This window comes from Paenibacillus sp. FSL W8-0194, assembly GCF_037969745.1.
GTDB lineage: Bacteria > Bacillota > Bacilli > Paenibacillales > Paenibacillaceae > Paenibacillus_AQ > Paenibacillus_AQ cookii.
In genome coordinates this window covers 960,398-985,052 of sequence record NZ_CP150205.1, presented here as the reverse complement: position 1 = coordinate 985,052, position 24,655 = coordinate 960,398, and the positions used below count along the sequence as shown (strand labels likewise).

At 40.8% G+C, this 24,655-nt stretch carries 12 protein-coding genes; all 12 read right to left on the bottom strand.

Features of this window, described 5'->3' with window-relative positions; translation table 11 throughout:
• Window positions 1-282 precede the first annotated feature (282 nt).
• The 12 genes from MKY58_RS04140 to MKY58_RS04085 all read right to left on the bottom strand — a co-directional run bounded on the left by MKY58_RS04140 (window position 283) and on the right by MKY58_RS04085 (window position 24,644).
• A complete protein-coding gene (locus MKY58_RS04140; RefSeq protein ID WP_339323587.1) occupies window positions 283-4,053 on the bottom strand; it encodes an AAA domain-containing protein in 3,771 nt (1,256 codons plus the stop codon).
• Window positions 4,054-4,238: 185 nt separating this feature from the next.
• Window positions 4,239-4,400: a hypothetical protein gene (locus tag MKY58_RS04135; RefSeq protein ID WP_339323586.1), complete on the bottom strand. Its 162-nt coding sequence runs from the start codon at window positions 4,398-4,400 to the stop codon at window positions 4,239-4,241.
• A 208-nt stretch (window positions 4,401-4,608) separates the two neighbouring features.
• Window positions 4,609-7,248, bottom strand: a complete 2,640-nt coding sequence (locus MKY58_RS04130) for a DUF3962 domain-containing protein (RefSeq protein ID WP_339323585.1) — start codon at window positions 7,246-7,248, stop codon at window positions 4,609-4,611.
• On the bottom strand, window positions 7,235-10,336 hold the full coding sequence (locus tag MKY58_RS04125; RefSeq protein ID WP_339325043.1) for a hypothetical protein: 3,102 nt from the start codon (window positions 10,334-10,336) through the stop codon (window positions 7,235-7,237). Before MKY58_RS04125 ends, MKY58_RS04130 begins: the two co-directional genes overlap by 14 nt.
• Complete coding sequence (locus MKY58_RS04120; RefSeq protein WP_339323584.1) at window positions 10,333-11,409, bottom strand: hypothetical protein; 1,077 nt, start codon at window positions 11,407-11,409, stop codon at window positions 10,333-10,335. Before MKY58_RS04120 ends, MKY58_RS04125 begins: the two co-directional genes overlap by 4 nt.
• Before the next feature lie 216 nt (window positions 11,410-11,625).
• Complete coding sequence (locus MKY58_RS04115) at window positions 11,626-14,613, bottom strand: type I restriction endonuclease (protein WP_339323583.1); 2,988 nt, start codon at window positions 14,611-14,613, stop codon at window positions 11,626-11,628.
• Between the two features lie 14 nt (window positions 14,614-14,627).
• Window positions 14,628-15,875: a restriction endonuclease subunit S gene (locus MKY58_RS04110; protein ID WP_339323582.1), complete on the bottom strand. Its 1,248-nt coding sequence runs from the start codon at window positions 15,873-15,875 to the stop codon at window positions 14,628-14,630.
• Window positions 15,872-17,881, bottom strand: coding sequence for a class I SAM-dependent DNA methyltransferase (locus MKY58_RS04105; protein WP_339325042.1), 2,010 nt, complete (start codon window positions 17,879-17,881; stop codon window positions 15,872-15,874). The genes MKY58_RS04110 and MKY58_RS04105 overlap by 4 nt, the downstream gene beginning before the upstream one ends.
• A gap of 117 nt (window positions 17,882-17,998) precedes the next feature.
• Entirely contained in the window at window positions 17,999-20,749 is a 2,751-nt protein-coding gene (locus MKY58_RS04100) for a DEAD/DEAH box helicase (protein WP_339323581.1), read from the bottom strand.
• Window positions 20,750-20,758: 9 nt separating this feature from the next.
• Window positions 20,759-22,018, bottom strand: a complete 1,260-nt coding sequence (locus tag MKY58_RS04095; protein WP_339323580.1) for a hypothetical protein — start codon at window positions 22,016-22,018, stop codon at window positions 20,759-20,761.
• A complete protein-coding gene (locus MKY58_RS04090; RefSeq protein WP_339323579.1) occupies window positions 22,005-22,781 on the bottom strand; it encodes an OmpA family protein in 777 nt (258 codons plus the stop codon). Before MKY58_RS04090 ends, MKY58_RS04095 begins: the two co-directional genes overlap by 14 nt.
• A gap of 18 nt (window positions 22,782-22,799) precedes the next feature.
• Window positions 22,800-24,644, bottom strand: a complete 1,845-nt coding sequence (locus MKY58_RS04085) for a hypothetical protein (RefSeq protein WP_339323578.1) — start codon at window positions 24,642-24,644, stop codon at window positions 22,800-22,802.
• Between the last annotated feature and the right edge of the window lie 11 nt (window positions 24,645-24,655).

Below are 24,655 nucleotides of genomic sequence, written 5' to 3'. Positions count from 1 at the left end.
GCCCCGCCTGCTTCGTGAACACGTTGAAAGATTCCGTTGACCGCGTGAAAAGTAGCGTATCCACTGACGGGATGTCACTCCTTTATAAGGTCTGGGCAATGGATAACAGATGGCTAGCGAACGGGTCAGCCGATGCTAGCCATACGTCATAAACCTGCTACACAACAACATTTTGCAGCTGTTCGGACAGCAGTTACTGTTGGTCGTAACGATTCCTAGCCAAGCCGCCCCAGGCAATGAATCGTACGCCGTATCATTTGTTTTGCGATTTTCCGATAATCATTAAAGCACTTCAAATCTCTCTTTAACATCTTCCTTGCGTACTAACTCCTTAATCCGCTGATCAATGCGCTGTATTTCATTTACAGGGTTTTTCCACCAGTTCCTGCTCCAAATTCGCTCAATAACCCAGCCCCTTGATTCCAGAAATCTTTGGCGGTAAACATCTCTTTCTCGAGCACTCGGAGAGCTGTGATACATTGCCCCATCGCATTCTATACCAAGAATATATCTGGAACGATCGTTTGGATGGACGACAGCCATATCGATTCGATAGCCAGACATGCCTACCTGAGTAGTGATCTCGTATCCCAGATTTCGAAGTTGCTGATATACCTGTTCCTCAAACGGGGAATCAAAATGAAGAGCTTGGTGCACTGTGTGCGTGTTCACTACTTCATTAATCTCTTGTATCACAGAACGAATATCTTCGATTTTCCCTCCTGATACAGCTCTCACATATTTTAGGTAAGATTTTAAAAGTTTAGGCCCTCGCTCAGTGGTATTTGAAACATTCAAACCCTCTGGTTCTATGCTGGAAACTACAATAATACCTTCTTTTGCGCGGGTAACTGCAACATTTAAACGGTTCTCGCCCCCCTTTTGGTTAAGTGAACCAAAGCGGTTATATACTTTTCCTTCTTCATTTTTAGCGTACCCGATGGAAAATATAATAATATCTCGTTCGTCTCCTTGAACATTTTCAATGTTTTTGACAAAAAGCCGTTCATCCAGATCTCGAGACATTATCTCTGAGTAGAGAACTCTAAATTCTTCATCTTCCGCTGCAACCTTATCTATAACATCAAGAATCTTAGACTGTTGCTTTGAGTTAAATGTTATGATTCCAACCGATTTACCAGGGTGTTTTTGCAAAGTGTTTTTAAGCTCTCTAACAACTTCCAACGCCTCTATTTCGTTAGACTGGTTTATCCACCTGCCGTCTACCCTCTTCCAATAAATTGCAGGAGGTTCGTTAAATGGAGTTACATTTGGCGCAATTTGTACATAGCCATTGTAGAATGCATGGTTAGAAAAATTGATTAGTTCTTCAAATTTAGATCTGTAATGCCATTGTAAAATTCTTTCCGGAAACCGTCGTTTGGCTAAATTGAGCAGGCTGACAGACTCATCCGTATCATACTTTGCTTCTTCATCGTCATCTTCGTCTGCATATCCTGCCCGGAACAAGTTGGACGGTGGAAGCTGCTTTTCATCTCCGGCTATGACAATCTGCTTGCCACGGTACACAGAGGGCATACTACTTTCCACGGTTAATTGGGAAGCCTCGTCAAATATTACAACATCAAACATTCCTTCTTTTAATGGAAAAATAGAGGACACCATCTCCGGTGAAGCTAACCACACTGGCAAAATATCCGCAAGCCCATTGTCAGCGAAATCATTCACTAACTTGCGTAGAGGCCAGATCGCTCGCTTTTTACCTGTTTGGTGTTTTAGCTCTTTCGTAGATTTTCCTTGCATATACCGAAGGGAGTGTACTTGAGTTTTCAATTCGTGAATTAAGTAGTTTGCCGCCACTTTCCGCTTTTCTTCCAATAAATTAGCAAATGATTCACGTATTCTTCCAAACTCACTCATTGAGATCTTTTTAACATCTGGATACTTAGTCTCAATCTGATCAATCCAGTGAATATAAGCCGAATTTTTAAAGATATCCACCCAATACCCCGGCAATGGCTGCTCTTTATTAGGCTCCTTTTCCTGCAGCGCCAAAATAACACTTCTTAAATCCGTACTTGCCTGTTCCCAGAACGAATCCATTAATTTTAGATCCTCGAAATCGCGAGAGAAATATTCTAACAATATACTTAGCTCTTTTAATGGGATGTCTCCGTTTGCTATCCGAACCTGCAGCCTTTTAACCTGTTCTTCTTGAATCACAGTTTTCAAAGCTTCTAGATCGTCGGACAATGCCTTGGTCACAGTCCCCAGTTCATGCATAATCTTTAGTTCTTGCTTTATCTTTATCCACTCAGTTGAATTGGTTCCTTTAAACTTTTCTCCATTAGTCATTTCTTTAATAATGGATTTACCCGTAATGGTTATCCACCAAAAAACACGCAATCCTTGAAAGGAACGTTTCTGAGTATCATCAAGATCCATATATATTTTATTTAATCGGTGTTGAACCTGCCATGTATAAGCAGGCGTAATCCTTTTAATATCTAAAGTTTCTATATAGTCTACTGCTTTTTTCGCTTTCTGGATCAATGCCTCGATCTTACTCATTACCTCTAATTTTGTTTTCATATCATAAGAAGCAAAGCTTCTCCGATAGCGTAGCGGATAGGCTTCTCGTCCATACTGCTGGTACCACTCTCCGTACGTATATACTGCTTCCGCCAGTTCCTCTAAAGTTTCCCTCGTTAATCGGTCAGCCACGCTGTTTAACGAGATAATCTGGTTTGAGTCCGTGATCGGTCTCGACTTCCCGTAAAGCTCATACAATCGGAATCCGCAGGGCTGTCTTTCATAAAGTGCATTCGCTATCGTGTTCAAAAGCTGCTCTTGATTGTTTAAACGGGATGAAACGGAATTTAACTCCTCTGCCGCCTCTGCAAACTGTAACTCACTATGTTCTAACACAGTCGTAATCTTTTGATAGAGTAATTTCCGATCGACTTTTTCATCATGTACAAGGGCAACGTGATCACTAAGACCAAGACTGTCCATACGTTGATATACAACGTCTAATGCCGCACGCTTTTGACAAACAACAAGTATCTTCTTTTTACGATGAAGCGCATCGGTTATTAAATTGACAATGACTTGAGACTTCCCTGTGCCCGGAGGCCCGTGTACGACTAAACCTCTTTGATGCCGGGCTTCCCGTAAAATCTCCTCCTGAGAACCGTCCGTTTGCAGCAGATTCAGGATATCATCTTTAGAACTCTTTCTCTCATTTGGTTCCGAAAAATCTACTAATACTCCTGAGTCGGGGGAAATATTGTCATCAGGTCGAATCATCTCTTCCACCAATGAGAGGGATTGAATTTCGGAAAGATTAATCAACTCGTCGTAATCTCGAACAATGGCTGATCCACCTTGCGGAAAGTCTCCTATAACTGCGTTTTCCAAGAGTGTCAAGTTCGCAATTTCCGGAACTTCTCCAGACTTGTATTCCTTCAAGCGTCTTAGACCTGTTTTAGTATAATGAACCTTTAATTGATTTCGTTCTAAAAAGGCTAGAACATCCGGAATATTCATGGAATTCGCTACTGAAACAGCCTCTTCAAAAATTTCTTCCGAGAAACCAAGTTTATTTAACTTTTTTAATGCTAAAAACAAAGTTCGATTTAGCTGTGGGCCCCCTTCTTCAGGTTGTATGACCCACTTTTGCATCACTGAGTTATCTTTCTCCAAACGGATCGGAAACAAAAAAAGAGGGGCCTGGATAAAAGTTCCATCGTGAAGAACACCGGACAAAAAAGGATAACCTAGATATAGGTCATTCACACCTGTTTCATCTTCCAGCGCCTTAATTTGTCGGTAAAGATCCGTAAGTTTTTTGGATAGGCTCATTGATTTTTCATCATCCAAAGATGGCTGGAGTATCGTAACTTTTCCCTTTACTTTTTGCTCAGTAACCTTCTTTAAAATGGAAGCAGCATCTTCTTTTGCATCTTCTATTCTGTCTAATGATGCAAGATCAAAACTCCACTTTTGATAAATCTTTAACAGACGGATAGAGCGATTACGTTTATTTATGTTATTTAATTTATCTCGCATGTGTATTAATTGATTCTTCATTTTACTCACTTCTTTCGTTAAAGCAGTTGTAGTTATCGCTGCCCCCGCCCAAAGTTCTTTGGACCTATAATGACTACCAATTAGTTCTATAATAGCACTAGATCATGGATATATCTGCTATTTTCGACATTATACTGCTAAAAACAAAGCGAATTGAGCCTTCAAGTTTCCACCCTTATGGGATATCACCGCTTGGGGTGCATTATTTTATCATCATTTTTATGTTTCTCTTTATCGTCTTTCTTTTTCATTTCAACATAAAACAATTCGATTTCTTCACTGGTTAGACCCATCTGCTCAATGACTCGCTTTATCTCCAAATGCGCTAAACGTTTTCCTTGTTTCATGGTATTCCCCCTTCATTAATTCCTCATTTATCCATAGTTTAAAGAATTGTAGTGACGAAGGAATGCCACCAAACATAGGTTCGGAGCATTTAATAGTCTGAACTGCTGTTGTGAATTAGTACTTTGTTTCCACAGAAAGCATGGCTTATTCTTTTAGACTAAGTAAAATAAAATGCCCACTCATTTTGAGGGGCACTGATTGCTTTATTTAGTTTACAACAACAGGAATTTCATCAACCTCTTCTTCGACTTCAACCTCATCATCAAATCCATCGTCAAAAAACTCTTCATTGCCTGTAAGATACTTAGACAACATGTTCAGTACCTTAATCGGATACGGATCAACAGTATGTGTATCGAAGGTCAAACCTACTCTTCGCAATTGATCGACCAAATAAGCCAGTTCATCGCGTTCATTTTCGTCCAGCGGACCTAGTGGAATACATTCAACTGCTCGTTGTTGTAGTAAAAGTTTGGACGGCTTAGTGTATTTTATATCTGTTACAAGTGAACCTTGCCAGGCACTTGGTCTTCCGCCTACTCCATAATAGATCCCCAGCGGATCTTTAAAAATTCCACTTTCCTTTTTAGGTGTTTCTTCATTTTCCGGATCAAAGATTCGGTATTGAGGCACATCCAGGTTCGTCGTATTGATCCGGATAAACTTGATTCGGGATTCATTCGCCAAACGTTCATTTAAATAAGGAACGACGTCATATTGAATGCGAGGGTTTAACAGAACATCCAACCATCCATTTCTTAATGTTGCATTCATAATGACTACAATTGGTCTATCGTCATGATCCAACTCATTCTCAATCACTTGCGTGACAAACGCTTTAAAAACATTACTGCTATGATTTTTGTTTTTCTGCGGCTTTTTAAGCATCTTTGCACGATCCAAATGGAAAGGAGCATCTCCTATCGGTATCCAGGTATCCACACCAAGCATTTTGATCACAACCTCTGTTCCATCCATTTTAGATACAACAGGCAAGTAATCCCTATCAGCCTTGAGTACTTTGAAAGAAAGGATCGATTTGTTTTCTTCAAGTTTGGTCACATTATGACTTAGAAAACCAGCGTCGTTCAGTAAGTCCAGGAGCGCATTCACCATACGTCCGGTATCCGCATTGCTCCCGGTGTCTTTATTGCCTTCTACGACAATCTCATTAGAATCATCTCTACTGTTCTTCAGTGGTTCAATAAATTGCGATAAACGACCGGACTGCTTCATAGCTTCTCTTATTGCTGTTTTAGGATCCGCCCCATCGCGCCACGAGTCTTTTCCATTGATCTCAATTAATGCAAGTGTCTTTTTATTTTGTTGATTCGAATATGTGCCCAATTTCTTTTTTATTTGATCTACCAATTTGGCGTAGGCAACGTCTGCCGTATAGGTTCCTATTTCCAGCTCGCTCACAATACCTTCCGGATCCCGATGAATAAATTCCACGGTGACCTCTTTGTCGCTGTGAAGCTCGTAAACATGATCCGAAATTTGGCGTTTAAAGATAACAACCCCTTTTTCCTCTTTTGGGACTATATCAATAAATTTTAGTGGGGTTGTATAGGCCTGTTTCATCGCTGCAAACATCTCTTCACTGCTATACACTTCAATAATAATATCTTGAGCCTTATGGCAAACAATCGGAAGGCGCTGGCTGTTCATTTTATTTCTGGGCATTCCTTCAATAGCGGGTAGCGGTTTGATATTCCATTCAGCAAGAAGCTCTTTGAAAGCATTGAACAATCCCCTTTTTTCCGATAATCCTAATCCTGCTTTAACCCAATTACCTTTATTTTCAAAGGAGTTATGATTAACAACCCATGCTGTAATTTCTCCATTACCCTCCAGATACTCAGCAGGTTCAGTCAGCAACATATCAGCCTCAAAACGCTCGCCATACAATATATCCCAATATAGATTGTCCAACGCAGTCTTCCAACGTGTAAAGGTCCCTTTGTCTTTGTCCACGAATCGTTCAAATTGAAGCTGCGAAAAAGACTTTGTATGTTGATCAAGCTCAGGGTTTCGAACAGAAACAAGTACTGAACAGGTATGATTGTCTTTTAAATAACATGCAAGCCCCTTAGTTTTCTTATCCATCTTTATTTTCGAGTCCTTTACATATCGTCGTCTTCCCATAGAAACGGATAGCAACATTCTGTTCGCATCTCCGCCTCGATTTTGCAGACTCACCCTAAGAACATAAGAAAATGGATCGTATTTATTTGACTTCATGTAGGGCTCTGTAACACACTCATGTTTGCCATTAAAAATAGTATGATAAAACTGAAATTCCTTAATAATTCCCTGACCCAGATCAACTTTGCGAGGTTCAGCACAAAACTTAATGGCGGCAAGTGCTGGCAACCATTGATATTTATCAATATACTTTTGAGTTGAATCTGTAGTTATTTCACCAAAACGGGTAGTAATCCAGGATAATTGGACCTCCTTCAGATCTTCAGGCAACTCAGAAACCGTACATCTCTTGGTAGAAGCCAACCAGCCCAAAGTTAATCTTTTGATTAGGGACTCCGATATTTTCTCTGTTGCTACAATCCACGGCAAATCCGTTTCTACAAATTTATAATCTACTGCCACATTAATAATCTCCGGAAAAATGCTTTGCAGTTTTAGGCCTAATGGCTTCACTTTAAATGCAAGCTTATACTCACTCGAACTTTTCCCTTTGTGTGATGTACCCTCCTCCGAATAAGTCTGATTTTTCAAATAGTTTCGCCAGCTTTCCGGCATGTACATCAAATGAACAACCTCATCGTAAAAGACTTCCTCCTTGACTTCCAATTCAAATAGCTGCATCATTCTAGTCTTCTTCAATATCCTCATCCTCCATTTCCATCTGTTGAATAGCTTCCATAAACGGCCCATATAAACTTTGGAATAGTACATCGTTTCTGTTCTTATGCATGATGGTCTGCCATACTTCCAGCATAGAAAGCCCCTTCGACTTACCCTCATCTACCTGTTTAGCGCTAAACTTGGCATCACAGAAAAAGACCCTGGCATCCCTTCCACCGCGAAGCAAACGACCAATCATTTGCCAGACTGGAACAAAGGTATACCAGCCCATCACCTCCCGCTCATCGTTAGTAAGCAGAGACCAATAATCGGGCTTTTGGTACATGCTTTCCAGCTTGCCACTACTCATCTGGCGCAGTTTATTGATGGCGTTATCGTAATGGAGGCGTTGTTTTTGAATCCTCTTCATGTATTCAGGCAGAAGTGCATGCAATATTTGGACCAAGTAATTCAAATCATTCGGCACCGGATAAGGCCGTACCAAAAAGTAGACACTGCCAAACAAGGCTCCACCTTCCGAATCAAGGATGTTATATCCCCTCCCTACAGATAACAAGGGGACTATCAATACTTCTGCCGATTGTAGATGGAAAGTTTCAATAAGGCTTCTTGAAAGTTCATCCTCCTTAAGTTGTGAATCCCTGCCAAGTGCTTTGTATCGGCCTGCCCAAGCGGAATCATCCGAGAATACTTGCCGTACAGTTTCAACATCATCATAAGAATTGACCACCAGCAAGACTCGACGCTGCTTTCCTAACCGTTTCCAATAACCCAGTTCATAATTCACATCGGATTTTAATTGTCTGACCATCCCCGATAGATTGTTACTCTTGTGTTCCGGATCAAGCACTCCAGAAACTGCATAAAATTCTCCACGGGTCATATCAAGGACAGGTTTATAATAAAGCTGAATTTTGGAAGTTTGCCGCCCCGCTCTCAGCAGCCAGTCTGAAGAAGTCTCCAGATCATAATGCGCCGATTTAGGCGCATGGCTTGTTCCGGATAGGAAGACAACTGCAGGCCCTTCTTTCCCGTCACTTACTTGATATAATTGGTGCCAATCTTTCAAGAGCAATCTTCCAATCGCCGTATATTCGATCAACTTGAACTTTCCTGACTTCTCAGCGTCAGGCAGATCATACTTGTAACCCAGCGTGATCCCCGTCATAGCTTCTTTCATAAACGCTTCGTAATCTTTCTGCATTGTAAAAAGCGGCGAAAAATCAATCGACAGACCTAATTTCACTTGAATCATCGGAAAGGCCGTCAAAATATATTTAATATTCTCTTCCGCACGGCACAGGTAAATGAAGAATTCCAACTGAGCATATAAAAGTTTCTTTTTCACCCGCGGTTTTACTTTCCCTTTTACCTTGGCGATAAGCTCCTCAATCCATTCCTGTTTTCGTTCTGGGCTGTCTGTATCTATAAGATCACTTGCAATTCCCGACAATCTCTTGTCCTTATAAGGCTCAGAGGCATACTCCATCAACCATTTAAAGATCCGTTTCTGCTCCTTCGGGTCGTTGGATAATTTCTCGCTTAGCGTTCCGGCCAGACCCGCTACCCGAATGAGATTACTTCGCAGGTCATTTCTTAAAGTAGCCGAATCATTCAGCTTCGCATAAATCCGCCAGACCATATGTTCCAACATCCGCAAGCGGTCGTTCCACTCAATGATGGCTGAATCTCCGGCATATTGCCCATATTCGCCATTGGTGAGTTGGCTTGATTCGAATCTGAGTTTTTCAAAAATATCCTCAGTCGAACCGAACACATTGTACTCCGTTAAAAAGGCTTCATCGAACTGCTTCTGCACCTGATCCGCCTCATCTACAAATATGACATCCAGCAAGTCATACATGGCTTCAAAAATCGTTCTGGAATACGGATCAATGATTTCAGGAATACGTGTTTTCAACACACTGGAGGCCGTAGTCACCCATACTTCGGCATTTTGCAAATCCACCAAATCACGATAGACCCCGCATTTATGGGCTAGTGGACAGACAACTTTACGGTTTTCCTGTTGTAACTGCAAACATGGATAAGGTTTATTACGTTCGTAATCCTTGGCTAATGCCTGGATCAGGCACACATCGGATACATGCTTAAGCGATTCGTACTGCTCGTTTTGCCAATCACTAATGTTCTGGATTTGATTCATATTGGCGGCGAGATAATTTTGCTGATGCTTAATTCTTCCCGTTCTACCTATGACAGGGACTGCATGTACGCCAAGACGCCGCAGCTCTTTAACCCGTTCCAATACTTGGGCCACACTACCTTCGATAAACCCAACCTTGGCCCCTGTCTTCTTTACCAATCGGAAAGTTTCCAAAATCATAAAAGTCGATTTCCCCGCACCTAGTCCGCCACCAATATGAATGTTCCCTTTATAGATCAGTTCCTGTTTCTTACCTTTTACCGATTCCAAGATGACCGTTTTGGCTCGATCCTGCCACATCGTACTCTCGTTCTGACAGCCATCCATTTCCTCAGCTATGCCAGTCCCATTGTAAGGCAACGGCAGTGAACGTATTGTTTTAGGTCGATATGCAGGAAAGGGATTTGGAGGATCTTCCAACAAACTATCGGGAATACGGCCATAATAAGTAATGGGATCACCGCCACGAATTCTGCGCTTGTAACTAAATTTGCCTGCACTGGCAAACGTCTTGGTGCTTGGCTTTCTGGGGATGTATTGCTTTAGAATCCGATTATAGACGGCTAAACGATCCGTTCTGAATTTTGGCGATATTTGTATAACTGTTCCTTCTTCCGTGATGTTATATAACCGGTAGTCGCGGTGTAATTCGAAGTATCTGCCTAACCGTCTAGATAGCACCTTCTTATGACGAAGTTCGGGAAATAGAATACGCATACGGGTAAGGATCTCAATCTGTGCCAGATCAGGTAGAACGGGGGCGTTGTAACCTACCAAAAGCGACCATGCTTGCTCGATTTTTAATTTCGGATCAACCATTTGGCAGCCCGTGATGAATAATTCTATATTGATTAATGTTGAGACATCATGTTTACCGAGATTTAACGAATCAAACTCTCTGACAATTTCCTCAGACAACTCCCAATATGTCTTCCTCACCAAAATACATCCTCCAACACTTGTTCTACCTCGTTTTCCATCACAATTCGGATGTAGTTTCTAGCTGTCTCATTCAAATACTTTTCTGCTCTTTTCTTATACTCTTGGAACAACAAACTTCGATATTTCGGAACGACAATGAGGCACTGATCCTGATATTTTTCAAGATAAGACGCGGACTGCTCATTAAAAAAGTTGGCTAGTGTCCGCGGATCTTTAAAATCTTTCACATCCAGGAAAAATTCCCGGCCTGCTAGCCTGATAGCAAGATCGAATGTATCAATGTTCGGGTACAGATCAACCTCGTATCCTTTTTTTCTCAAACGCTTAGCCAAACGAAGTTCAGAGATCCCAGGTAAAAGGACAAAACGCTGAATACCCGGCTTAAGACGGAAAACCCGTTGTTTTCCGAACTCCAATGGCTCTAGAATCTCCATATCCGCAAGCGAGTGGCAAATATCTTCCTTGTTACATCGCCAACGATCATGTTTGTATTGCATCGTCCAGCCGCAATGCGGGCATTTTCGGAAATTGGGCAGCTCTTGCGTAATCTCCTGATAACAATGTCTGATCAAATGATTGAGTTCAGTATCCTGAAAATTTTCAGCGAATTCATTGAGTTCACGGGCTGTAATGACTGCATGTTGAGGTTCAGACAGAAATGTACGGATAGCGGTATATTCATCCTGCAGTTGTCTCCCATCCTCCTTGCAGTATTTCAAGATGTCATACATGTTCTGCTGCTCCGCATCTTGCGGAGAAATATAGCGATTCATAAACTCGTCCGTGTCGGCAACTAAACCGATGGTTTCTTCAAGAAGAGGGGAATGTTCTGGGTAGTCGTTATGAAGGCCTTGGATCCCCCATTCATGTGAGGGTCTATGAAGAATTCGTATCAACTGATAAATATCTACCGGAGGATCGGAATTACCCTCGGCAGACAAATGGGCAAACATGAGCATGCCCGTATACAGTTCGTCTGGAATTACACCGAAATTCCCTTGCCATTTCTGGATTCCTGTAATTAAGTTAAAGAGCATATCCGGTCTCTTGACCGTTTCCACTTGGGTCATAGGATCACCATTCCTTATTACAGAAGATAAATATAGGATACACTATTGGGGTGTACGGAGATTGTCAGCGAATATGTGTTCTATTCGTAAAAAACATGAAAAGAGGCCAAAAACAAATATAACGGCCAAGGTAATAAACCATGGCCGTTAAAATGAAGAACCTCAATAATTGTTTACTCTTATGGAATGAGGTTGTCTCCTACCATATAACCACACCTATCGATTTACTTCGTCATAAACCTCATTCATCATATCATCCATAATGAAATTTCTAAAATCATCATTTTCCAGGATCTTCATAAAGAATTTTTCATTACTATTCATACGATCAATAACAAAGTTCATGAATGTTTTTTCAAATGCGAATTTAAAATTATCTCTCGTATTATTTTTTGCCTTTTGTTGAATATCTTCGCTATTAAGCATGTCTTCTTTCACTTGTTCTCTCGAGAGAAAATCTGTTTCTGTAAAATCGGTACCAAATCGTTCATTTAATTTATCCAGAACAGAAGATAAGCGCACCTTCTCATCCTCTGCAGCTCCACCAGTACCGTGAGAGGTCGGCTTTAAATCAACACCGCCTGTTATTTCTAGTTCGATGCCTCCCTCTGCTATCAATTGATTGCGGTAGTACTGAAGTGCCACGTCATCTGCCAAATACACATCCTTATCTGTATTGCTGCGAGGGAGCTTCCGCAGGAGATAACTCAGATAGATATATTGTTTATGCAGACCAACATCAATAAAGGTGGCAATCTGTAATATAAATGAGTACGTTCTTACATATTTGGTAGCCGCCGCTTTAAACGCTTCCTTTTCTTCCTTGGTTAATTGCTTAAAGCGCTCAACGCCTTTATCAATCCAAGCGTTCAACTGCATCTGAGATTTGGTGGATTTCTTGAATCCGCCTTTAATCTCAAGTTCATTAACCGCTTGTACTTCTTCTTCAGTAAAGATTTGGTAGGGTTCAATTTCTGCCTGAAGATCATATAAGATATTGGGGTCCGTTACTTCTTCCAAGCCAGTGGTTTCGTAATACGGTTGAAAAGAAGCCTTAATCTCTTCATGGTTATTGACAAAATCAAGAACGAACGTATCGTCTTTCCCTGGGCAAGTACGATTTAAGCGTGATAGAGTTTGAACTGCTTTAATCCCGCTCAGCGGCTTGTCTACGTACATCGTATGCAGTAGTGGCTCATCGAAGCCCGTCTGATATTTCTCTGCAACCAGTAACACTTTGTACTCATCCGAATTAAATTTGTCAGGTAATTCCTTTTCACTAAATCCGTTCATATCTGGCTCTGAGTAAGGGATTTCGCCATCTTTCACTATACCGGAAAAGGCAACGACAGTTTTCAGGTCATCATATCCCATTTTGTCGATATATTGGTCAAAAGCTATTTTATAGCGTACTGCATGCAATCGACTGGCTGTGACAACCATCGCTTTAGCTCGACCACCAATTTTTTTTCGAATAAAATTGCGGTAATGCTCGACTATAATTTCAGTCTTCTGTGCAATATTATGAGGGTGCAGGGAGACGTATTGGGCTAACTTCTTCGTAGCTTGCTTCTTAGAAACCAATGGATCGTCATCAACTTTTTTAGCTATTTTATAGAAGGTCTTATATGTAGTGTAATTGCTGAGCACATCTAGAATAAATCCTTCCTCAATAGCTTGACGCATCGTATACTCATGAAAGGCATGTAGCTTACCATCCGTTCCCATCGTGCCGAACTTTTCGATTGTTTTGGGTTTGGGGGTTGCGGTAAAAGCAAAGAAGGAAATATTATCTTGTTTTCCGCTTTTCATGATCGTCTCTACGATTTGCTCATCCAAGTTGTCCATGTTTTCTTCCGCAATGCGATCTTCTTCATAAGCATCCTCTAAGGTTTTGTCGGACAAAATATTCGTTAGAGCGGTTGAGGCTTTACCACCTTGAGAAGAGTGAGCTTCATCAATAATGACTGCGTATTTTTTGCGATCAAGATCGGCTACTTTTTCCATTATAAACGGAAACTTCTGAAGGGTTGTAATTATAATACGTGTCTCACCATTAATAGCTTGGGCAAGTTGATTCGAATCTTTATTAATTCGCTCCACCATTCCAGCCTTATGCTCCAGTTGATAAACCGCATCCTGTAGCTGTTTATCTAGCACGCGCCGGTCTGTGATGACGATTACACTGCTAAAGACAGCCTGATTATCTTCATCATGCAGCTTGGCAAGCCGGTGCGCCAACCAAGAAATTGAATTCGTCTTCCCACTGCCTGCACTATGCTGAATTAGATAGTTTTGGCCAACGGATTTCTTACGTACGTCATCTTCAAGTTTGCGAACGACATCCAATTGATGAAACCGTGGGAAAATAAGCATCTTGCGTTCCCCAATGGTCTCGCCGTTTGAGTCTAAAATTTCATCTTTCTTAACAAATACAAATCGGAACAAAATATCGAGCAGACTGTCAGGCTGCAAAATCTCTTCCCATAAGTAGTACGTTCGGTAATTATTATAGACAACAGCGTTGCCTTTGCCTCCATTATTTCCTCGGTTAAACGGCAAAAACTTTGTTTTTTCCTTTTTCAGCTCGGTGGTCATATAAACTTCATCTGGATCTACCGCAAAATACACAACGACTCGTTCATTGAATTTAAACAACGTTTCGCGAGGATCCCGATCATTACTTAACTGCTTCATCGCATGCTCTACAGTTTGGCCTGTAAACTGATTCTTAAGTTCCATAATAACGAGCGGTAAACCATTCACGAACAGTACCATATCCAGACTGTTATTATGTTTATCGCTGTAGTAAACCTGACGGCTCACAGCAAATCTATTTTTGCGATATAACTCATTCATGAGCTGGTTCATCGTAGTAGAAGGCTTATTGTAAATCAGCTTTAGTGTTACACCACGGTCTTTAACCCCGTGGCGTAAACAATGAATTAACCCTTGGCTCTTCAACTGATCACAAATTCGGTTCAGCACTTTTTGTCTGTAATCCGCTCCATATATTTTCTCTAAAGCTTGAAGTGACTTTTTCTGAGTGTCTTCCAAAAACATAAAGAGCTGTTCTACATCAATGGCATACTGCTTGAATAGTCGGCTCGCCTCACCTTCTAGTGTGCGCTTCCGGTAACCGCTTGTTATGAAGGACTCTTCAATATTGGTTTCTAAACCTTTCTCTGTTGCATCAATAGCCATGTTATCACCCTCCATTATGAAACGACTTCAAAGTCACGCACATCGATCTTGCCTGTAACTGCTTCGTAGATGAGGGATTGACGGTATTCTTTAAGTTTTTGAATTTGTCTTATTATAGAATCAATTAAACAATCAAGGATTTTTACTTTTTCATCTAAATATTCAGAAATCTCTTTTTGTTCACTAAGCGGGGGTAATATAACAGCGAATTTCTTTATATCAGCTTGGAACAAATGTGGTACACCCATACCATCTTTTATTTGATTAATGATATCCTGAATATAGGTTGATGATAAATAATAATAAAGATATACGCTATCAATATCCTCTTTAGGTCTTATAACTGCAATCGAACTATTTACAGTAGCCTTGGCTGGTAGCTCTCTAACAACATTTGTGATCCCTAATGTGCTACCATCTTTGGCCAACAATACATCACCTTTTTGAAGCATAATTTCTGGCGATTCTAAATAGCGTTCTTCTGTGATGTAATTAACATGTTCGAAGTCAATAAATCTATTCTTTAAATTTGGGGTAGCTAAGAAAATATAACCTTTATCAACATATTCCTCAGCCTTAAGTCCTTTCCATCCCAGTCTTGCTTTCACTTTGGCTATAAAGTCTAATCGAGTTTTTTCCCAATGCTCAGGTATCTGTCCAATGCATTCCTCACCTGAATCCTTCATTTTTACATCTGGGTTTAGGCCTTTTGTAACTGCTTCTGTAATAATGGTCTGAAGCTGTTCTTTTAACAGAAATATCATTTTTTCCTTTGCCCTAATTAATGCGTTAATTTCATTACATTTAATATCTAAATAGGTTGCAATTTCAACCTGCTCAGAATACACAGGAACTGAACACTCAAAGTTCTCTACTTCTGTCCCTACTATACTAGGCAGGGCAGTTTGAGTAGTAATAACGTCCCAGGGAAATACCTTCATTAAATAGAAGAAATATTTAGGATATGCTTTATTTCCAAACACCGTATAGTACATGGTATCTACTGTCCAAAACTCACCATTGACAAATATCGGTTTTCCGATAGTCCCCTTCCTACCAAAAAGTACTGATTCCCCGCTATATAGTACTTTATCGGTCCATTTAAATACTCCACCAGAGCCATAGACATCAATAGAACTTTCGCTGTTTGGTAATTCCCGAGTAATTTCTTTACCGTTTTTAACAGAAAGAAAATATTTCAGTTTTTTATTTTCCCAGTATAATGGAGTGTTACCATACCAATCTTTTTGATAATTACTCATCCCAACACCTTCTTCAGCTGCTCTGCAATACTTGCTTCAAGTTCTTTAATTTCATTCATAAGCTCTTTAGAACTACGCAGAACCGTATATTTATAAAAGTGCCGAGTAAATGGAATTTCATAGCCAACTTTTGTCTTCGATTCATCAATCCATGCATCAGGTACATGCGGAAGAACTTCTCTCTTGAAATACTTACTGATATCTTCTTTAAGCGGCACATTTTCAGTATCTCGTAAATCAGCATCTGGCTCGGCTTCAGTTTTATTTTTCATACAAATATCCGCCGTTTCATCCTTCTCAGAGAGAGCATTCAAAACAGCTTTTAATAGAGGTGCTGCTACAGTTAAATCAGCTTGTTTAAAAGCCTCTTTCAGGATCTTGGTAAACTCGTCCCGATTTTTATACACTTGTTCACTGGTCATATTACGTAATGTCTCTATTATTTTGTCTTGTTGCAACTTGCCCGCTTCGATCTCAGCTAATCCACTCTCTCCTTTTTTCTTGGATGTAGCAAGGTTCTGGAACACTTTTTCTTCTTGAATTCGCTGAATACGCTCTTCTGAAATTACGAAATTCAGACGAAGCGGGCGTTCGACTGTAATCTTGTGATAACCAAAGTCTTCATTATCGAAGATTTTGACATACTCACTTTCTTTAAAGTCACCATACATACGAACAATCTCATCAATTTGCTCTTGAGAAATCTCGTTCCGCTTACTTCCCAAGCTTCTTTTCATTTTCCTGGAGAAATCAACTGCGTTTACCAGTTGTACTTTTCCTTTACGATTAGCAGACTTATTATTTGTCAAAATCCAAATATAAGTTGCAATACCGGTGTTGTAGAATAGGTCATTTGGCATTGCTACAATTCCTTCGACCAAGTCGTTCTCAAGCACATAACGTCGGATCTCACTTTCGCCTGAACCTGCATCCCCTGTAAATAAAGGAGAACCGTTCATGATAATGGCAAGCCGTGAACCCTGCGGATTTTCCGGTGTAACTGGCTTCATTTTGGATATCAAGTGTAACAAAAACAGGAGCTGCCCATCACTCGTACGCGGAGTCCCTGGACCGAACCTACCATTATAACCAAGCTCCTCATGCTCTGCTTTAATCGGTTTCTCGTACGATTTCCAGTCTACACCGTATGGAGGGTTCGTAATAAGATAGTCGAACCTCTCCCCCTTAAACTGATCGTTTGATAGGGTATTACCTAGGCGAATATTTTTGGCATCGGCGCCTTTAATCAGAATATCTGCTTTACAGATTGCATAGGACTCACCATTAATTTCTTGGGCAAAAAATTCAAGATCAGCTGTAGGGTTTAGCTCATGTAAGTATTCTTGTGCAACAGACCCCATGCCGCCTGTACCCGCAGCACAGTCATATAATGTCTGAGTTATTCCATGTTTGGTTAGAATGTCGTCATCATGAAGGAAAAGTAAGCTAACCATAAGCCGTACTACTTCACGAGGGGTGTAGTGATCCCCTGCTTCTGCATGTTCCGAGAAGCGGCGGATTAAATCCTCAAAAATGTACCCCATCTCAACGTTAGTAACCACTTCAGGATGCAAATCCAATTCACTGAATCGTTTAATGGTTAGGTACAACAAGTCGTTCTGGTCCATTTTCTCGATCTGACGGTCGAAATCAAAATGATCCATGATGTCCCGGGCTGTTTTGGAAAAGCCATTAATATAATCACGCAAGTTATCTGCAATGTTATCCGCGTCAGTTAGCAAGTTGGCAAAGTTATATTTACTTGTATTATGGAAGTTCTGCTTGGCAATGCGGTTCAAAATCGGTTCACGCGCGTCTTCGTTCATGGCTTTGAATTTTTCAAAATTCTTTAGCACTTCATCTTTGGTGTTTTCCAGTACGCAATCAAACCGGCGCAATACGGCTAAGGGCAAAATGACCTTTCCATAATCCTCAGGTTTGTACGGGCCACGTAAGACCTCAGCTATAGACCAAATAAAACTGACTTTATCCTGAAAGTTAATCATCATGCATCTCCTCTTATGGCAAAACATTTCTAGTATACCTTCTAAGTTTACCGGTATCTCTTCTGTTGCGGAAGTCTTCCCTTGTAGAAATATTTAGTTGAAATGATGCAACAATCTCTATTTAAACACACTTTTCAAAACCTCATTTTCAATTTCCAGTTTACGGCTAGACACAATAATGGACGAAGCAAGCTCCTGTTTCTCAGTTAATATGCGGTGGACAATTTCCTCCACTGTACCAGAGGTAAGGAATGACTGTTCAGCTGTTACGATCGGGTAATATACTTGAACAGGTTTGTTCTGTCCAATTCGATACACACGATCCGTTGCCTGATTCTCCACCGCCGGATTCCACCAACGCGTGTAATGAATGACATGGTTAGCCGATGTTATCGTCAGTCCGGTACCAGCTGCCTTAGGAGAGAGAATCATCACATCAAAGCCGGGTCGATTGTTGAACTGGTCAACACAACTCTGTCTTCTTTCCGTCATGCCATTAATAATCTGCGGATTGATATTAAATTGATCACGAATAGCGTCCCGTAGAATCTCTTGCATTTGTCTAAGCTCTGTAAATATCAGGACTTTCTCGCCTTTGGCCTGAATTTCTCTAATTAGATCTAGTGTTTTGGCCAGCTTTGGAACAGACTGGATAGGCAAGTTCCGATAGGACTCATTCACCAAGGCTGGGTGAGAGCATAGCTCTCTAAGCTGCTGTATGGCTTGCAAACCAGACAATGTTTTCATTTTAACTTGTGAAATAACGGCAGCATATGCTTGCTGTTGTTCAGATCCTAAAGGAACAGGAATCTCTACAGACAGCTTGGCAGGCAATTGTCCCGCCAGTTCCTCGGTCTTTGTTCTGCGTTTGTAAACCATTGATATTCGAGCAAGCAATTTTTGCTCTGTTTCATGATCCCGTTCTTCAGCTTCGAGCTTATCCATAAATTCTTTTTTAAATTCATGCAAGCTCCCAAGCAAACCAGGTTGAACATAATCCATAATCGACCAGAGCTCGCTTAGCCCGTTCTCCACCGGAGTTCCCGTCATCGCAACTCTAAATTTTGCATTCATGGCCTTAATAACCTTACTGGCAGCAGTAGTTGGATTCTTAATCGCTTGAGCTTCATCGCAAATAATGGTTTGCCATTCGACTTGCCCAAATGCCAGTTGATCTCGCACCAATGTTTGATAAGTCGTAAGTGTTATGGCATATTTCTGAAGAATTACTGGATCTTTGACACGATTCCCGCCACTATGGACATGAACCAGATGAGCAATCGGTGATGCAAATTTATGAATTTCAGCAACCCAGTTTTCAATCAGAGATTTCGGCACAACGATTAATGTTGGAGTTAGCTTCTCAATTTCATGCAAATATGTAAGAAAGGAGACAACCTGAATGGTTTTCCCCAATCCCATATCGTCTGCCAATAACCCACCCAGTTTACGATAATGAAGGGACTTCATCCATACGTAACCTTCCTCCTGAAAAGGCTTGAGGCTGGCGCCAAAACTTGCCGGTGGCTTGCGATCCAAAATACCGTTATCCAACATCTCCTGGTGCACGGTTAGAATAGGTTGGTTATACTCCAGTTGACTAATATTCTCGAATATTTCAAGTACATATGGAAGCTTGGTAACATCTACTCGCGCGTTATCTCCCCATGTCTGTTCCAACTGAGCTACGGCTTCTTGGAAAGCGCTGATATCATGGGGGACTCTGATCCATTCCCCATTATGCTCGACATATTCTTCCCCGTTTGTAGTTGCCTCCCTGAATACTTCCTCTAGCCCACTTGCATCGAATGTCTGATTAACTTCGCCCTCAGAATCCATGATATGAACCCCTGCATGGAGCTCAAACCAACCACGTCCGCTATCATTGGCATGGACATAGGGCTGGGCTTTATATACTCGTATCCCTAATGATTTGACTCTTTCTCCGAACATAGATAAATCCAAACCCTCAATTTCGGGTAGAAAGGCTTCCGGATTCTCAGCGAAACGAGGAATGTCTTGGCCACGGATGGGATCCTGTTTTCGAATTTCATCGGACTTGGTAACGACATCAGTTGAAACAAAAATTTTACCATGTACAGGGTGGGAGTAGTATCGGCTTCCAGCGCCTCCCATTTCATCGAGAATTTCTTGGGGGATAGGATCACTCGATCGATATTTAGGTATCAGTTCAATTTGGTCCGAATTATACCTCAGATCAATATCCACATCATTTGCGAACTTGAAATCTTGCTTCGAAAGATAATCATCCATGGGTATATTTAGTTTTCTAGCTTGGGAACGAATCTTGGCTACATACGCAAAAATCTGTTCCTTATCAAGGACATTCGGCTGTTCGTTAACTAATTGTTCAAATTGATACTGCTCCGGTTCCATTAGAAGCCACGTACGATCGGGAAGTTGGATCCAAGGGCCAATTTGTCTCGCTGTTCTCTCTATATGTTTCCGGTTACCCCAGTGCTTTTCGAGAATAAATTTGAAATTAGACCCTCCAATGATCCCCACATGCCCGAGCTTCAACTCAAGACTCGTTGTCTCGGGTAGTTCAAATTGCTCGCGAACTTCCGGAGGAGCTTCAATAACTAAGTCATAGGGAAGTAAATATCCGTCATCTGTCTCCTTCAGCAATTCTTCATACCACATCGACTCTAAGAGCTCTAATGTTTCTACATTGGGCTGATGCCGAATTTCTGCTACAGTCATATTTAACGGGAGGCTGATAGGGATATTATCCTGGTCTTGAAATAGATGAACGAGTAATCCTCTTTGATCTTTTATAAACTCCCATTGTATAGGTTTATACTCAGGTTCTTTTGTTCGCTTAGATAATCTGTTCCACCAACTCATTCGATTTTGTCACTCCGAGTAATTATAATGTCCATTCATGAATTCGCTTATATGTTTTCTGAATTTATCTGTCCAAGTCTCAAAAGCCCCGTAATGTCCCAATGAAGTTATATACAATGGTTCTCCTCTTTTAATTTTCTCTGTATCTTTCAATGCCTTTTCTTTGGCTGCTTTTCCTTTTCTTCTAAACTCTGTTCCTGTAATTCGACTCAATATGAACTTATTAAACCCTTTTTTATGATAAAAATAAGCAGCTCCTATTTCTCCAAACTCAACGACCACAAATTCTTTGAAATAAATAAACAACACGGCAGGGTCGTTTTCCCCATCTAATTGACTGACATCCTGAATGTCCAAGAGATACCTTTTCCAGAATTCAAATCTTCTATATTCATCATTAATCGTTTTCAGCCTCGCTACAATAAGCCAACGATTGACCTCCTCACGCCCTTCCTCAGATAAGAAACCCCAGTCCTCATCACGTTCTCTAGGGTCATGAAGTCTCCTGATCGCTTGTTCCATAATCCGAGCGTGAAATTGTTCATGATTTCTGGCCTCCAGATAAATTTTCATAAGCTCTTGATAGGACTTCATGGGATACTTTTCAAGCATTTGAACAACGAACGTTTCTCCATCACGACTAATTATTCCATCATGGTGTAGGCTTCGTTGCAATGTCTGAAACACAAGATAATCTTCAAGTTCAGATTCGGGCTTGATTTTCACCATTCTCATAAACTCGATGGATTTCATCTTTCCATTAGCCATGAGTTCGGCCAAGCCTTGTGCGATACCATTTTTGTTCATAAACACTGGCATTAGCTGTTTCGTAAGTTTTTCCTCTTCATACTCGGAATACAAGAAACCAGTTCCGTCCTTTGAATAAAATCGACGCAATAAATCCTGAATATATACGTTGTTAAATTCCCCTTGAAATCCCCCCCATATTATGGAACCGATAGAAGGAGAATAGTTATGATATAAGACTAGATTTATTTTTTTCTGAACGCTATTGGATTCCTGATGGTAGGGATACTCATATACAAGAACCATAACGTCTCTTTTTTTTAGAGTTTTCGATAGCTGTTCTATCTCCTCTTCAGGCGTCTGACGTATGAGCTCTAACAATTTTGGTAATCGTAACGCACTTAATTGTGAGGCTGTAAGCCTGTCTAAATCCTCATATTTTCTTTCTATATACTCCCTGGCTTGAGATAACTTCTGTGGTTTAAACGCAAAAGTAAATATATACGTTTTATCGTCCATCATCCACCATCATTCCTTGGAGCTTCTCGAGTAATTGCTCATCTTTTAAGCGGAATTTAAATTCAACTCGTCTTGACTTATCAGGGTCCATTTTACCGTTTTTATCCAAAATCGGAACGCTAAACGATCTGCCATTGGCTGTAATAACTGTCTTTAGCTCCTCCTGGTATTTAAACTTAGGGAAATTGGGCGCAAAGACTTGCTGAGCCACGGCTAACGCACGATCCTGCGACAATTGAAGGTTATAAAGGTACCCACCATCACTGTCCGTGTGACCTTCCACGATGATTTGAGCAATCTCATCTCGAAATTGATCAGATAATAGAATTTCAATATACTTGGGAATAAAGCTCTCGAGATACTCTACTCCCTTCGCGGATACCGTACTGCTGTTTTTATCAAAAAAGACGCCGCCGGAGAAACGAATAGCCCCCGTCTGTTTGTCTATCTCGAGATCCAGATTGGAGTCCTTGAATGCTAGCATCAGTTTTTCTATAATCTGGGATTTCACTCCGACTACTTCCTCAATAATTTTATTATTTTCCGCGATGGCTGCCTCTTTCTGTTTGATCGCCTCAGTTGCCTCATCCATAGCTTTCTTTTGCTGTTCATAAGCATTTTGTGTATCATACATGGTCACCATGATAACCAGAGCAAAAATAATTAACAAAGCAGACATTAGGTCTGTATAAGAAATCCATGAACTTTCTTTTTCCTCACCTACTAGGCCTTTTGAGCGTCCTAAATTTCGAATTCCACGTGCCACATTTTAACCCTCCTTACCTTATGTATTTAATGTGGCACGCTTGGCCAGCCTATTGATTTCATTAACCGATTGTTTGAGTTCTTGAATGACCTCCGGCATTTCCACAAGACCATCCCGCATCGAGTCTACGCCTCTTGCCAATAAGTTTACGGACTTGGTTAATTCTTCATCAAATTGTTCAAAAGTGCGCATGATGCCTCGATGCATATCGTCTGCAAACTGATTAATGGAAGTACCGAGTTGTCTGTTTAAATCCTTCATTAACTGGCTGTTTTCTTCCCATACCGAAATCATTTTATCTGTTCGCTCATCCATAGCTTCGACCTGATCCACCAACTCAAAGTTCACTTTTTCGATAAGCTTATCTAAACGACTCTGCTCTTCCAATGACTGTTCTAACATACCTCCCACTCTGCCTTGTAGTTCCGTAAATAGAGAAGCGTTATTCTCAAATCGTTCAACTAAATGGCCAAGCTCTTCACTGGACTTTTTAGAGAGGACTGCCTGATTCGATAATGAAGAGGCCAGAGCTTGTTGACTATCAGCCATGTCCGTAATTCGTTCTAGATTCTGTTCCAGTAAGGTCTGTACTTTCACTTGAGATTCGGTCTGTGAGATAATGGACTCCACATTACTTTGTAATTTAGCAAGATGCTCGTCGAAATATTGGTTAAAGACATTGCGCTCCTCAACCATTCGGTCCAGCAGACCACTCACGGCAGACTGAAGCTCACTGTTCTTAGATGTAGTATCGTTCAACTGGGAAACGGTGCCTTCCAGAACTGTCTGATACTCCGTAATGTTGTCGGTATAATGATGAATTTCCTGTGTCAATACAGTCGTCTTCTCCACCATTTCTGATTGATTACGTGCAGATTGCTGCATAGAATCTACCAAGTTACTCATCTCTTCATGTACTCGTTTCTGCCATTCTACTGTTGATTGTAGTGCCTCCCCCAGGTTTTTCATGTGTTCACCTGTAATCTCGTTCAATGAGTTCATCACCTCAGCGGTCAGTTGCTTCACTCCATCTATCTGGTTTACACTGGCACTTGTAATTAATTCATTCATCAACACTTGAGTCTGTTCCATTGGTGGTAATAATGACTGCTTTAAAGTATCGTTAAAGCCTGTTATCATCTGCGGAATTAATTGCTCAGACATAAAAATTTGAAAGTCGTTCATTTGGCTTTTTTGATTTTCTAGCATTTGTTGAAGAATGGTATTTTGGTCTTGGGTTGGGAATGCCTCGTCAAATGATTCACGGATATCGAGATAAGTAGATTGCAATTGGGGCAAAAGGAAATTTTTATCAATAAATTGCCATATTAAGGAAGCTACGATCCCAACAATGGATGACCAGAATTTAGTCTGCATACCATGTAGCAGAATTCCAATGCCTGATCTCATTTCTTCTGAATTCCCATCAGGGTTAAGACCACTTACGCCTGTAGCAATCCCAATAAATGTCCCAAGAATCCCAATGGAAAGAAATATTCCGGGGATTAATTCGATAAACCTTCTCCTTCCATAATTATGTACTAGCTCCTCCTCCTGAAAATAATCATATACATCAGGGATTCTCATTGCATTTTCCTGGTGAATATATCTCTTATAAAAAGCAATCCATCCTGGTCGCACAAATTTCTTGAGATATTCGCCTTCTTGTTGAAGTATCCAATCATTCATTTTGTTAAAACGTTCAGGTATATCCATCTCATTCTGCAGCTCTTTCAGTATGTTCCTTATATTAGCAGCATCTCTGCCTGATTCCATAGTCTTTTGGATTTGGCGAAATAACAGCCCAAAGAATAATAAAGCAATAAATGCAGCAAAGATAGGGCCAGTTGATGAAGCACTCATTCCTCTTCCTC